Source organism: Bartonella sp. AU55XJBT, from assembly GCF_028618525.1.
Window position 1 is genome coordinate 1 of the sequence record NZ_JAQITC010000019.1, and the last position, 12830, is coordinate 12830.

Annotated in this window: 13 protein-coding genes and 2 pseudogenes; 2 read left to right on the top strand and 13 right to left on the bottom strand. The window is 34.8% G+C overall.

The genetic code is table 11. The features are described 5' to 3' along the window. From PVV70_RS08870 to PVV70_RS08895, 6 genes and pseudogenes are all read right to left on the bottom strand, one after another. Positions 1-366: DNA adenine methylase (locus PVV70_RS08870; protein ID WP_273758897.1), on the bottom strand; the 366-nt coding region annotated here is incomplete at its 3' end. A gap of 81 nt (positions 367-447) precedes the next feature. After that, positions 448-833, bottom strand: a pseudogene (locus tag PVV70_RS08875) (recombinase family protein); the annotation flags it as partial. A gap of 142 nt (positions 834-975) precedes the next feature. Further along, on the bottom strand, positions 976-1431 hold the full coding sequence (locus tag PVV70_RS08880) for a nucleotide-binding protein (RefSeq protein WP_273758898.1): 456 nt from the start codon (positions 1429-1431) through the stop codon (positions 976-978). A gap of 45 nt (positions 1432-1476) precedes the next feature. Then, complete coding sequence (locus PVV70_RS08885; protein ID WP_173051581.1) at positions 1477-1626, bottom strand: hypothetical protein; 150 nt, start codon at positions 1624-1626, stop codon at positions 1477-1479. Between the two features lie 615 nt (positions 1627-2241). Next, the gene (repC, locus tag PVV70_RS08890; protein WP_273758899.1) at positions 2242-3579 is read right to left on the bottom strand and encodes a replication initiation protein RepC; all 1338 of its coding nucleotides are present in this window, start codon (positions 3577-3579) and stop codon (positions 2242-2244) included. A 305-nt stretch (positions 3580-3884) separates the two neighbouring features. Further along, entirely contained in the window at positions 3885-4325 is a 441-nt protein-coding gene (locus PVV70_RS08895; protein ID WP_208438673.1) for a hypothetical protein, read from the bottom strand. 150 nt (positions 4326-4475) lie between these two features. On the opposite strand from PVV70_RS08895, the gene PVV70_RS08900 reads away from it, so the two are divergent. Beyond that, positions 4476-5060 carry a hypothetical protein gene (locus PVV70_RS08900; protein ID WP_273758901.1) on the top strand — a complete coding sequence of 195 codons (585 nt, stop codon included), beginning with the start codon at positions 4476-4478 and terminating at the stop codon, positions 5058-5060. A 433-nt stretch (positions 5061-5493) separates the two neighbouring features. Then, entirely contained in the window at positions 5494-5658 is a 165-nt protein-coding gene (locus PVV70_RS08905; RefSeq protein ID WP_273758902.1) for a hypothetical protein, read from the top strand. A gap of 89 nt (positions 5659-5747) precedes the next feature. Here PVV70_RS08905 and trbL read toward each other — a convergent pair whose 3' ends face one another. The 7 genes and pseudogenes from trbL to PVV70_RS08945 all read right to left on the bottom strand — a co-directional run bounded on the left by trbL (position 5748) and on the right by PVV70_RS08945 (position 12830). After that, positions 5748-7247, bottom strand: coding sequence for a P-type conjugative transfer protein TrbL (trbL, locus tag PVV70_RS08910; RefSeq protein WP_273758903.1), 1500 nt, complete (start codon positions 7245-7247; stop codon positions 5748-5750). Between the two features lie 17 nt (positions 7248-7264). Next, complete coding sequence (gene trbJ, locus PVV70_RS08915) at positions 7265-8020, bottom strand: P-type conjugative transfer protein TrbJ (protein WP_273758904.1); 756 nt, start codon at positions 8018-8020, stop codon at positions 7265-7267. After that, positions 7995-10499, bottom strand: coding sequence for a transporter (locus tag PVV70_RS08920; RefSeq protein ID WP_273758905.1), 2505 nt, complete (start codon positions 10497-10499; stop codon positions 7995-7997). The genes trbJ and PVV70_RS08920 overlap by 26 nt, the downstream gene beginning before the upstream one ends. Then, entirely contained in the window at positions 10499-10804 is a 306-nt protein-coding gene (gene trbD / locus PVV70_RS08925) for a conjugal transfer protein TrbD (RefSeq protein WP_208441902.1), read from the bottom strand. The genes PVV70_RS08920 and trbD overlap by 1 nt, the downstream gene beginning before the upstream one ends. Beyond that, positions 10804-11202 (bottom strand): TrbC/VirB2 family protein, encoded by a 399-nt coding sequence (locus tag PVV70_RS08930; protein ID WP_273758906.1) that lies wholly within the window; start codon positions 11200-11202, stop codon positions 10804-10806. Before PVV70_RS08930 ends, trbD begins: the two co-directional genes overlap by 1 nt. An 11-nt stretch (positions 11203-11213) precedes the next feature. Further along, positions 11214-12188, bottom strand: a pseudogene (trbB, locus tag PVV70_RS08935) (P-type conjugative transfer ATPase TrbB). A gap of 183 nt (positions 12189-12371) precedes the next feature. Continuing rightward, a complete protein-coding gene (locus tag PVV70_RS08945) occupies positions 12372-12830 on the bottom strand; it encodes a hypothetical protein (RefSeq protein ID WP_273758909.1) in 459 nt (152 codons plus the stop codon).

Sequence of the window (12830 nt, forward strand, 5' to 3'; positions counted from 1 at the left end):
CCCAAAAGTTTTTTGGAGATTATAAAACATTGCAGGAGTCATATCTTCATATTCTCTCACTTTTTCTGCAAGAGCTGGAGCATCTCTCAAAAGCATTTGCCAAAAAATAACAAGCGGCTTAAAAGCATCATAAGCATAAACCTTTGTTCCTCTTTTTGCTAAGGCTAATTCAATTGAACCTCCTCCTACAAAAGGAGAACATAGAGTTTTTTGTTTCCTTATGTAGTTATTAATAATCATAGGAACGGCACGACTCTTCCCTCCAGGATAACGAAGAGGTGATTTTACAATAGTTTTTTTATTAGAATTTTTCTTTTTTTTAAAAGAACTTGATACTAAATTTGTAAAAATCCTCTCACTATTCATCACCCCCCCTTATTGTTTAAGTTAGATACCTTAAGGTATAATATTATACCTTATAGTATAATAAATTATTAAAATATATTTTTATGCTTTTGGCATAGTGATAATTGGCTTAGTTTTTGTAGGGTTGATATTTTTTCGTTCCATAAATAAACGTAAGGTGTTCACACTAACTCCTAATGTCTTAGCAATACGGTTTTGTGATAAACCAACATTATAAATGCTTGAATTTCATCAATGTGATTGTCCAGCTTTAATTGCGTAGCAGTACTTCCTTTTGGGCGTCCTAGTTTTATTCCTCGTTGACGTGCAACACTTAACGCTTCTTTTGTACGTGTTTGAATTAAATGTTTCTCAATCTGTGCTACCATACCTAATACAGTTGCGATGATATCGCTTTGTAAACTACCGTCCATGATAAGATTTTGTTTCGTCACGTGAAAAATTAAACCACGTTCACTAGCGGCTTTAGAAAAAATGATCGTTTTTTCTGATAGAATATTACTCAGTATATTAAAAATATCATCATTTAAAACAGAAAGATAAGCAATAAAATTAAATTTTAAAATATTGAGAACGCTGGTGAATAACATTAAGATTGCATCAAAAACTTCAGTAGTTAACTGTATCTAAATTGAATCCGGCTGTATTTAATAGTTCAACAAGTTTTGGGATCGTCTCTTTTACGTGTTCATTAAAAGGAATGTAATTAATCCCTTCATAATCTAAAGGCACTTCAACATCTCGTTTTTTTAAAATAGCAATATTTCTGCAAGAAATTTTAGGAATTAACATACCCATTTTAAAAATAACATTTTGATTAGCGCGCGGTTTTGCGTCTTTTTTATCAGCAGATTTTTCATATCCAATCTCATCGGGAGTAAGTAGCACAATACCAAATTTTGGAGAATTAGTTTGCATACTAATTTCTTGTTTAAAATCCTCAATAGTAGTTAAATTATCACTACCAAATTTCAGAACGTATGGTTCCAATCCAAGCTTAAAAAGAACACGTTCAGTTTGTTCTAAAGTAGTATGATCATTATATACAATAAAAATTTTTGGCATTTTTATATCCCCTATAAAATATATGCATTTATCCCAGAGGGCTTATTATTTTTTATCAACGAATAATTGCGATAAAAATTTCTCCCAATCTATATTTTCCTTTAATTTATCATTAGTCTCTTTATCAAATTTTATTTTTTTACCATTTACAGTAAAATAAAATTCAACACTTTCGATATCATCATGATTGAGCATTACCAACACCTATAATTTTAATTATGTTCCATGTTTTATTGAGTTTAATGGAAATTTTAATACCTTTGTTTTTACATTGCTCTCTGAAAGCAGGCGCCCCTATAAGCTCCCCTTCTAATCATGATTTCGGAGCCGCGTGAGAGGGACGAAACAAGCCGTTAGACGCCATGTAATGATCTCCTTGACACTAAGAACCAAGACTTGTTAGTCCTCTTATTAAAAGCGGATCTGATGTCATGATTTTGGTGAGCGTACGGAGAATTTGAGAGGCGGATAGCCTCTCATTAAAAATAATAATTAACTGAAAACATTTAATATTTTTCATGTTTCTTTAAAAAGTATAAAAAACTAATAAAATAATTGCTAAATAAAAATATCTTGTATATATCTTTTTTTGGGGAGGAAGAGGTTCTACAAAATTATCCCCGCTAGGATAAGTTGATTATTTTATCTCTTTCTCCTTTTTTAAAGGCTTTATCAGGCGTTATTTCTAATAAGGTAGAAAGAACAGAAGATTCTGCTCCACTAATTAAATCAATATGAGATAATCGATAAGCCAGCTTGCTTAATTTATTGCGGCTTACAGGTTTATATTCAACGTTTTAATAAAATTTTTTATGCAAATTTTGACATTGTTAGATTATTTAACGTTTTATTGAGTTCAAACTCAAACAAAGAGCTTTTTTCTTCGTTTAGCTTTATTTTCAGTTTTTTTTCTAAGTTTAAACTATTTATTTCTTCTTGATCAGTTTGTTTCAATAAAGCGAATAAAGAACGCTCTAGATACAACTCTCCCTTTTTTTCTTTATCAATCATGCCGCGGAGATATCCTCCTGGTGATTTTACAAGTCCTCTAGCATATTTTTCAAAAATGATGGCAATAGCCAGAGCCGTTTTTTTCAGTCCCATGATTTTTTTAGCTTGCTCAGCAGCATGTTCTGAAACTTTAATCATTCTGTACATAGGATACATAGAACGTATCAAATCGCTTTCTGTTTGGAGACTACATTCAGAAAACAAGGCGGCATTTGGCAATGCCTTTTCTAGCATCTCCGGCTTAATTTGAAGCAAAGTACTACCTTTTGAAGGAAGTGGTGTTTCGGTTTTGCCTTTCTCTATATTTTCATAAGCCATTTCATCGTGACCGGGGGTCACATTAATGGTTTGAGTGTGTTCAGAGTTATCTGAGCACTCATTTTTGTTACAATTACAATTATAGTTAGGGGTTGTATTATGTAATTGCATAACATTTTTGTTGTTTGTGCATAACATTTTTGTAAAAAATAAACGCTCTAAGAGCCAATTAAAAAGCTTAATAGCTTTTTCCAATTTAAAGGTAGACGCTTTAAAAGGAGAACCAAGAACAGATTTAACTTTATTCATACGATTTAAAAACATTGAAGCGATAGGTGTAAATTTTATTTCTTCAATACGAAGCCGTAATCGACGACAAATGCCACAAAAGGTTCTAACAGCCATATCATGATGTTTCTTTTCTTCTTTACTCTTTAAAATAGAGTGCTGAAGTTCATGGTAACGCGCGATTAAAATGCTAAGATCAATACCACAAGCAATTGGTACATGATGAGCAGAACTAAAACCATAGCGTTTATAATTAGCAGAATCCCGCATCACAATAAGACCTTTATCAAAAAGGCGTGAAAGCAACCTACTTACGTGAACAGATGTACAACCAATTTCCAGACCAATTTGATGGTTGGTTTTAAAAACTATTGGAATTTTACCTTTTTCAAAATGCGTAACTGGTACAGTATTCAAAAGTTTAGCTAATAAATGGGCTTCTGTTCCTTTGATAAGATCAGTTACTGGTAAGTCTTGTACAAGAAAAAGAAGTTGGCTTCTAGTAATGTGGCCAATATCGGTATTATCAGCAATTTTTATATATTCCCAGTGCTTTGAAGTTAATTTTCTACCAGATGTTTTATTAACCATAATTTTTAAAACCTCTCTATTGGAGGCAAAAAAATGCTAGAAATATCCCTTTTCTACAAAATTTCTCTTGCAGAATGCTTCACGATAAATTAAATTAGGAATTACTTTATTGGATTTAATTCTTTTGAATTTAATTTACCGTATATGTGGTACGGGTATTTTAGAAACCCTTCTGTTAACGCAGTTGGGTTTTTATTTTTTTGCCATTATATTTCCCTCTATTTGAAACGACTCATAGATTTACATAATGAGTCAAGATGAAACTATATTCAAAAGAAAAATCTTTTCAATATAGTAAAGGAAAATTAAGTCCCCATTTTCCCATTCTCTAATTCAACATTTTTTGTAAAAACAACTTTCCTATCTTTAAAAACAAGACTTGGATTAATAAAATACCAAGCTCTATGATTTTGTTTAGCAATAATACCAGCTTTTTCTAATTCAGCTACACCACGAAAAAAGGTTGTTGGTGACAATGCTAACTTACTTTCTTGAGCTTCAAGAAATGTTTTTAAAATAGCCTTATCTAAAATCACAGTATTAGTGCGAATTAATCTGTTTTGAAGTATCCAAGCCAAAACTAAAAAAACTTTTATTCCTGCGGCTTTTAAATCAAAAATTAGCGCCATATTGACAAGAATCTGCTCTTCTGGATCCTTAATAGAAACCACAATATCATTAATGAAAGGACTCTGATCGTGCCTAACGGTTTGCTTTCTTTGTTTATCTGATATACTAACTGTCATTTATGGTAATACAATTGCCATATTAAAATAATAAATCGAATCTCCAATAAGGATAATTTATATTCGCTCAAGTGTCAATATGACTTTTATTTTTGCGAAGAAAAACTTTCTTAAGTCGTAACAGGTGATAAAAATCAACGGACGATCAAAATGGATAAAATAAACTTGCGAAAGCAAAAATATTCCCCGTATGAAAATCCTTTTCTTAAAAATTCTGAAATATTTGCTGATAAAAAAATTGTTAAAACGTGTATTATACAACAAAAGTTTATCAATTCTGATACTGATAAAATAGAGGTTGTACCTATAATTCACGTCACAGAAAAAACAAATAAAGAAAATTTTATAGAAATATTTGCTGATGGCATTCAAGCAATTTTTAATTTATCTCGTACAGGACATCGTGCTTTGATAATAGTTTTAGAAGAATATCAATCTAATAAATCAACAAACGAAGATCCCAGCAGCGTTACCTTAATTTGGTTTGATGGGGGTATAAATGGAAAAAAGCGCGATATGGTCGACAGAACTTTTCACAACGGTTTAAGAGAACTTATACAAAAAGGAATTTTGAAACCAAAATTGCCTAATCAATACTGGGTGAATCCTATTCTGTTATTCAAAGAAGAAAAAGTTGCTTTTATGAAAGAATATCAAATAGAATCATCTTCTACCAAACCGGATATTTCATCCGTTGAACATCAAACAGATCTTGAAGACTTTATAACAAAATAACTTGTATCATTTATCGTACTGTGTATATTATGGAGCATCTTGATTTAAGCGCGTGAGGGGAAGATAATGTCAAAATCACAAATAAGCAAAGAGGCGCTCGTCCTTTTGCTTTTATGGCTTCGTGGTCCTTTAAGATTGATACTAAGCCTTATAGTGATTATGGGCTTTTTTGGATTGTTTACAATTCCTATTATGATATTATCAATAGGTTGGTCAAAAGCACTAATCAACATTACAATTTGTTCGTTTATATTAGGTTTTGGCTCTTTCCTTCTAATTTTTTATTATGATAGACTTATAAGATATTTACAATAAACTGTTCACGTATTTTCCCATTAACAATACTAATAAAAAACAAAAGATCACGATAATTAAATCTGTATTCCGATATAATTGATGAGATTAATACATATAATTTTTAAAGAGGGAAAAAATGAAAAAATTTATTTTAATATGCTTGGCTCTACTGACCATAGGATTGAATATTACAGGTTGTGGTAAAAGTGAAGAGGAAAAACGTAGAGCCCAACAAGAAGAACAAGCTAAAAAGTTTTTTGAAACAAAATCGCCAGATACAGATCGTGGACATGCATATTAAATAAATACCCCACGACAATAAAATGTGAGTTATCAATCTCTAACTAAAGAAGCTACTATCTATTTATCAAAAATAAAACCATAGCTTCTTTAGTTCTTATCTGTTGCAGATCCTGCTCCAGAAATTGTATTTTCAATATCAGATTGAGGTTTATTATCACTAGAAAATTGGATATCGTTATATTCTGGTGGTGTAGGTGGAGCATTAAGACTAAAGTTTGCTGCATTTTCCATTCCTGGAACACAAAAAGCAGCCATATGTCCACCAGCTTTTAAAGTCATACCGACAGTATCTCTCACTTTTGAAAAATCTAAAGTAGATTGATCTGAAGCAGACGATTTAGATTGGTCTGAAGCAGACGATTTAGATTGAGATTGACTAGTGTTAGTGGAACGGTTTTCCCCTCCAGCTGTACGCGGATTTCCTCCCGATGAAGGTTTATTACCACTATCTTTAAAAGAGTTTCCTGTCATTTTAGAAGCATTTACATTGTCACCTGCCCCTGCCGTAGCTCCACCGCCACCCATTCCAGCAGCTCCACCGCCACCCATTCCAGCAGCTCCACCGCCACCCACCATTCCAGCAGCTCCACCGCCACCCATTCCAGCAGCTCCACCAGCAGCAGCTCCGCCGCCTGCTCCACCAGCAGCAGCTGGCGCTCCTGCTCCAGCAGTTGCAGCTACAACAGCTGCTCCTACAGCAGCACCAGCCATAGCTCCAATAGTTGCACCAGTCCCACCACTTGAACCAGAAATTAAACCAGCAATAATTTCCGGAATAGTCTTTGTTAAATACGCACACAATAAACTAAGTCCTAGCAATGTCCAATTTGACGCCGCAGAATAAACATATGCTTCTTTCCATGCCCCCATAGCATCAACAATCAAAGTCACTAAGAGTGTAAGTACGAATAATTTTGCACCAACAGAGACAGCGTAGCGAAATGTTGTTATACTTATCTCTCGTGTCCATTGGGTCGCCCCAAACCCCATAAATATAACAGATGCATTGATTACGATATATGATTCAACAAGTGTAACAGCTAGTAAAACAGCGATATAGCAGAAGCATAAAAAAACAATAACAGACTGAACAGCAATCAACACAGCAGTGATCGGATTCCAAGTGCTCACATTTGCCATAGCTTCCATAATATTAGAAGCTTCACCCAAAACATCTGCAGGAAAAAGACTCCTGGATCTTCCGCTTGCATGAGCTGCTGCTGTACGAAAACTCTCAACAATAGCTGTCCCCCATTCTTGAGAATATTCTAAAAGAGCTGCAAAAAAGCCTATAACAAGAATGAACTTCACTAACTCCCCAACTAAATCAGCAATATCAGATTGCTTAAACAAAAAAGGAATAAAGCTAAAAAGAAATTGAAGAATAGCCAATGACCAAAAAAGACGAAAACCATAATAATGTAGTTTTGAATGCCATTGATGAGATTGATGTTCTATCAAATCCAATAAACCAGTAAATGTTTTAGTTTTGTCTAATCCATCTGCAAAAGAAATATCTGTAAAAAACAAATACCCTAGCACAATCAAAAAAAATATTAAAAGAGCGCTTTTTTTGTTTTTTAACACTTGGTAATTTTTCATTTTTAATATGCATGTCCACGATCTGTATCTGGCGATTTTGTTTCAAAAAACTTTTCAACATCGGCATCATATTTGGCTTTACGCTCCACTTCATTGGCCGTGTAGTTTGCTTGTAAAGTGGTATTATTAGCAACAAGATCACGAAGTAGCTGCAACTGTTTCACTTGTTGTGCAGCAATTTCATTTCCAGCTTGAATGGCTTGCATACGCCCTTCTGCGCTTGCTGAACGATCAACAAGTTTTTGCATAAGTTTGTCTTCATCATCAAAACTGCTAGTGTTAATCCCTGCGGCTTCAATAGCAATACGGGAATTAGAAAGACCAGTCTCTGCCCACTTTTTATAATCTTTTTTTGGATTTACCTTTCCCGAATTTTTTAAATAATCTTCATAACCAGGAAACATTTTTTCAAACCTGCTATTTAGATTCCCCATATTATAAGAAATGCTCTGACTATCTTGGTAAACTTGTTTCAATTTTTGCAAAGTACTCTGCAAACCATCAAATTGTGGACTAGAAAATGAAAGCCCTTGTTTTACCATATCTTTATATTGTTGAAGCTGCGTTTGAAGTTGTTTAGCTGTGTTAATTTGTGTGTTAACAGCTTCAACATATTGGCTCATTTGGTTCCAAACAGTTGCACAATTTGCACAAAAAAATGCAAAAGCATTCGTTGGATAAAGCATAGAGCAGCAATTTACTGAACAAAATGCACTGAACCAAAAAAGAAATTTAAATTTTTTCAAGGTATTTTTCATAATTAACTCCCCTCATGTCAAGCCATTTAAAAGGCCAGTTTTTTGAATTTTCATTAATAAGTTTTTTAACTTCAGCGAGATCTTCTTTACTAGAAATTGCTACAAAAGAAAGAGCTACATCACCTAATCCTAACTCAAAAAGACGGCGGCCAAGAATAGATTTATAATAATATTGCCTTTTCTTTTTTGCTGTTTTGATAATTTGAATTTCTTTATCATTCAAACCAATCATTCTATATAGATCAACTGCTCCAGGAGCTCCCTCAGCACCCTTTGTTTCTGCTTCTTCATTAGGAAGTAATATCTTAGTAGGACATTGTTCCAACAAAACATCAAGAATACCTGAACGAACTGCATCAGACAGACTTTGTGTTGCCATGATTACAAGGCAATTCTTTTTCCTTAATTCTTTTAACCATTCACGAATTTTCTCACGAAAAACAGGATGTCCAAGCATAATCCATGCTTCGTCAAGTGAAAGAATAGATGGTTGTCCTTTCAAGCTTCTTTCAAAACGTCTAAACAGATATAACAAAACAGGTAAACCATTTTTATCACCTAGCTTCATGAGTTCATCAATTTCATAGACAATAAAGTCATTATGATCTTCAAACTGTTCTTGACCATCTAACAAATGTCCCATAGCACCAGAAATCGTATAATGTGCGAGTGCATCACGAATTTCTTGGTTCTGAATCGTCGTAACAAAATTACTGAGTGAACGCATATTCTTAGGGGTTTTACTCATCTGCTTCATTGCACGATGAATTTCCATTTTTTGCTGAGGAGACGGTGCTTGCCCCGTCTGCAATTCATAGCAAACAGCAATCCATTCTTGCGCCCAAAGATTATCGGCTTCTGTATCAATGTCCGCAAGAGGCATAAGAGCACCGACAGCACTATCACTATCACCAATATCATAATGACGTCCATCTACAGCATAACACAATGCATATAATGAACGACCTTTATCAAAAGCAGTAATATTAGCAGGTAAATGCTTACCATCTTTATCTGTTGCCCTTGACCAATATCTACGCGCTTGCGCTAATAGAAACGCTAAAAGTGTTGATTTTCCAGCTCCGGTTGGGCCAAATACAAGTGTGTGGCCAACATCATCAACATGTAAGTTAACCCGAAAGGGCGTTGCACCTGTTGTTACTACTTGAGATAAAGCAGGAGAATTATCAGGATAGAGAGGACAAGGATTAATTTGTAAACCTGGCCATACACTTGAAAGAGGTAACATATCAGCAAGGTTTTGAGTATTAATCAATGGACGTCTAATATTTGGATAAGTTTGGCCAGCAATTGTCCCTAACCACGCTTCCATTGTATTGACTGTTTCAATACGAGCAGCAAAACCTTTATGTTCAATTTCGCGTTTAATTAACCTAGCATTTTCTGCTAAAATCTCACGGTCTTCATGCATTAAAACAATTGTTGGTGAATAATAACCGTAAGCAACAATCCCCGAACGAGCTTCGTTCATTGCTGTTTCAGCTTGTTGTGCCATCAACAAAGCATCAGTATTAATAGTCCCTTTATTGGTTTTAAAAACCTGCGAAAAGAATCCCCTCACTTTTTGTTGCCATTTTAATCTATATTTATTTAATGCAGCAACAGCTTCATGCTGGTCCATAAATATAAAACGACTTGACCATCTATAATGTAAAGGAAAACCATCAAGAATGTCTAATATTCCAGGATAACTAGCTGTTGGAAAACCGTCAATTGAAATACAGGAAATAAATTTATCCCCAAGTCGTGGAATATCTCCAGGCCACAAATCAGTATAACCAAGCCATGAATCTAAATACATTGGACAATCTGGTATTCGAAGAGCAATCGCTTCACCATTAATCGCATAATGTAAATAATTAACAAGTTGGTCACTGTCGTAGACCTCATCACCATTCTTAATAGTGATTGTTTTCATCCTCTGCATTTTAAGCAGATCACCAATCCCAATATAAAAATCATCTATTTTCTTTTTAAATTCATCAAGTAAACGTTCAGCGGGTGTGGTTGACTCAACTGTATCGTCTTCATATACAATTTCCCCTAACTTTGATGATTTTCGAGTAGGTGGTAGATATTGCATTAACAAAGCATATTCCGTCTCATAATGCACTTCACTTTGCTTAAAATAAAACCGTCTTTCTGCATCAATCAATGCTGTAATAGGGTCAGGAAAATGAGATAATTCTGGATCTGAATAGCTTGGTGACTCTATGCGTATGGCATCTACCCATATTGCCCATCCCGAATGAAAACGAGAAAGATATGTGTTAACCAAGCCAGTTATATAATTTCGTTCTGTATCCGTTGCCGACATGGGATCATCACCACGAATGAAAAAACCAGCCAACAAAGAACCGTCTTTTCCCAAGATAATGCCGTCATCAATTAAAGCCGCAAAATTTAAAAGATCAGGAAGCCCCGCAATAGTAGAGCGAAAAGGTTTTAATTTCAGCATCAATACGTCCTTGTTGATTTCGCAACACGAAAGGGACGTGAAAAGGGGGCGTAATAATTACGATATTTTAATTGACGAATGTAAATTCGAGATAAAATGGGATCAAATTTTGCCATTCTTCGTAGAACATAAAGAGAAACAAACCAGATACAAAGTCCAATTGTTGCTGCTATAATGTTCATCGCCGAAACAATAAGAATACCAGTTAAAAGCATTGATAGCAGCATAAGCTCTCGCTCTCCACCCATAATTTGTTGAGGTCTATGAAGAGAGCGAAACAATTGTGTATACCGTTTTCCTCCCATTAAACTCCTCCAACCAAAACATTAGAAGGTACAACAGCCCCAGAAAAGAGGGCGCCTGTGAGAAGACTGTTTGCAAAAACAATAACACTAATAACCAAAACAAGATAAATAATACGCTTTGTGAATTCGCTAATTTCACCACCAAAAATCAGTGCAGCTCCACCAGCAACAAGCCCCAATAAAGAAACCCCAAAAGCAACAGGACCAGCAATTGATTTTCTCAACTTTTCCATAGGAGCTTCCCATGGAAGAGATGCACCGCCACCCGCTGTTGCATCAGAAGCATATGCAATATCTCCCAAAATAATATAGAGAAAAAATACCGCCCCTATAATAAGAAAAAACAATACAATATGATTATATAAATTACCTCTTGTTTGCGTTGAAGATAATTGCATATTTTGCTCCTTTAATGAATGAGATTTGTTATATACTTGTTGATTGCGTGGTCGTATCCACAAACTTCAATAATTTCTTTGACTTTGCGACCTAAGGAGGTCTTTTCAATACTCAGAACGACATCAATTGTTTCCGCTATCAGTGATTGCATAGGAGCAATAGTTGCTTCTGATATTAATTGTTGGATTCTTGTTAATCCTGCTGTTGCATCATTGGCGTGAACGGTTGCTATTCCACCTGGGTGTCCAGTATTCCAGCTTTTTAACAAAGCTAAAGCTGCGCCATCTCTTACTTCGCCAACAATAATGCGATCTGGTGCCATACGCATAGTCACCTTTAACAACCGCGTCATATCAATATATTCTACAGCTCTAAATGTCACAGTATTAGGAGCAGCACATTGAAGTTCAGCTGTATCTTCAATAATTACAAAGCGCTCCTCTGGACATGTATCTGTCATTTCTTTTAAGATTGCATTCGTTAAGGTGGTTTTTCCTGTCCCCGTTCCGCCAACAACGAGAATATTTTTGTGATTTTTCACAGCTTCACTTAAAAGTGACTTTTGATGTGGAGTGATGATATTTTTTGCAACATAATCATCCAAAGTAAAAATTTGGGTTGCTTTTTTCCGAATTGTAAATGTCGGTGCAGAAACAATAGGTGGAATAACCGCTTCAAAACGGCTTCCATTCATTGGTAATTCACATTCGAGAATAGGATTTTCTTTGGTAATTTGAGTTCCAAGAGCCGTAGCTACTGTTCCCATAGCAGCTTCTGCCCTATGTGCATCCATCACGCCAACAGCTTTTTTAGGTTCTCCCAAATGTTCAACTCATAAGGTGCCATCGGGATTTAACATAATTTCTATGATTGTAGGATCATCTAGGTAATCCCATACCTGCTGTCCAAATTCAAAATGCATCTTCTCAAGAAGACGTCTATTTTGCTCTGAACTTCGCCCGCTTTTAAGTGCTGTGACAGCCATTCTCCCATCCCCGCTCTTAAGAATATACCCCCATTCACTTTAAATAATGAGAAGAATGTAAAACTTAAAGCTTCTTTTCAATAATGTCCGCATACTAATTTAAAGATTGAATTTAAACAACAAAAATATCTACCGTAGTATAAAATATCCACATTCCTATCACTTAAATTCTAAAGTTTTTTATTAAAGAGAATGACCTTTATCACGCGAAAGATCTATACCAATAGCTTTAGCTTGCATTTTTTCATAAAGTTTACGCATCACTTTCATATTATCTCTTCGCACATCAATGATTGATTTTTCAACTGATGTTAAACGAGCTTTGTCGAGATTGCCTAGTCGTGTATAATGAGATGACATTGCTTTCCGCGCTTCATCATAAGGCAATCCTCTTTTTCGGTGCTTTGATAGACTATGTCCCCTATTTATCGCATCATATTTCTCAGGATTAGAAACCAATTTTATGTGATCTTTAACAACATCTATCTCAACTAATGCTGTTTTAAGGCTACTAGCCATAGCTTTACTATTAGCATACCGAAGCAAATCATCCTTTATAAGGTCACTCTCCGTATCAAGAAGCGATGATAAATCCCCACTTTTTCCAACATCACGAATATGATCACATAGATTACTTCGCAC

Bases quoted from the DNA above. Each gene is read 5' to 3' on its own strand.
- PVV70_RS08880 (WP_273758898.1), bottom strand. From the start codon at position 1,431: ATGCCAAAAATTTTTATTGTATATAATGATCATACTACTTTAGAACAA.
- PVV70_RS08885 (WP_173051581.1), bottom strand. From the start codon at position 1,626: ATGCTCAATCATGATGATATCGAAAGTGTTGAATTTTATTTTACTGTA.
- repC (WP_273758899.1), bottom strand. From the start codon at position 3,579: ATGGTTAATAAAACATCTGGTAGAAAATTAACTTCAAAGCACTGGGAA.
- PVV70_RS08895 (WP_208438673.1), bottom strand. From the start codon at position 4,325: ATGACAGTTAGTATATCAGATAAACAAAGAAAGCAAACCGTTAGGCAC.
- PVV70_RS08900 (WP_273758901.1), top strand. From the start codon at position 4,476: ATGGATAAAATAAACTTGCGAAAGCAAAAATATTCCCCGTATGAAAAT.
- PVV70_RS08905 (WP_273758902.1), top strand. From the start codon at position 5,494: ATGAAAAAATTTATTTTAATATGCTTGGCTCTACTGACCATAGGATTG.
- trbJ (WP_273758904.1), bottom strand. From the start codon at position 8,020: ATGAAAAATACCTTGAAAAAATTTAAATTTCTTTTTTGGTTCAGTGCA.
- PVV70_RS08920 (WP_273758905.1), bottom strand. From the start codon at position 10,499: ATGCTGAAATTAAAACCTTTTCGCTCTACTATTGCGGGGCTTCCTGAT.
- trbD (WP_208441902.1), bottom strand. From the start codon at position 10,804: ATGGGAGGAAAACGGTATACACAATTGTTTCGCTCTCTTCATAGACCT.
- PVV70_RS08930 (WP_273758906.1), bottom strand. From the start codon at position 11,202: ATGCAATTATCTTCAACGCAAACAAGAGGTAATTTATATAATCATATT.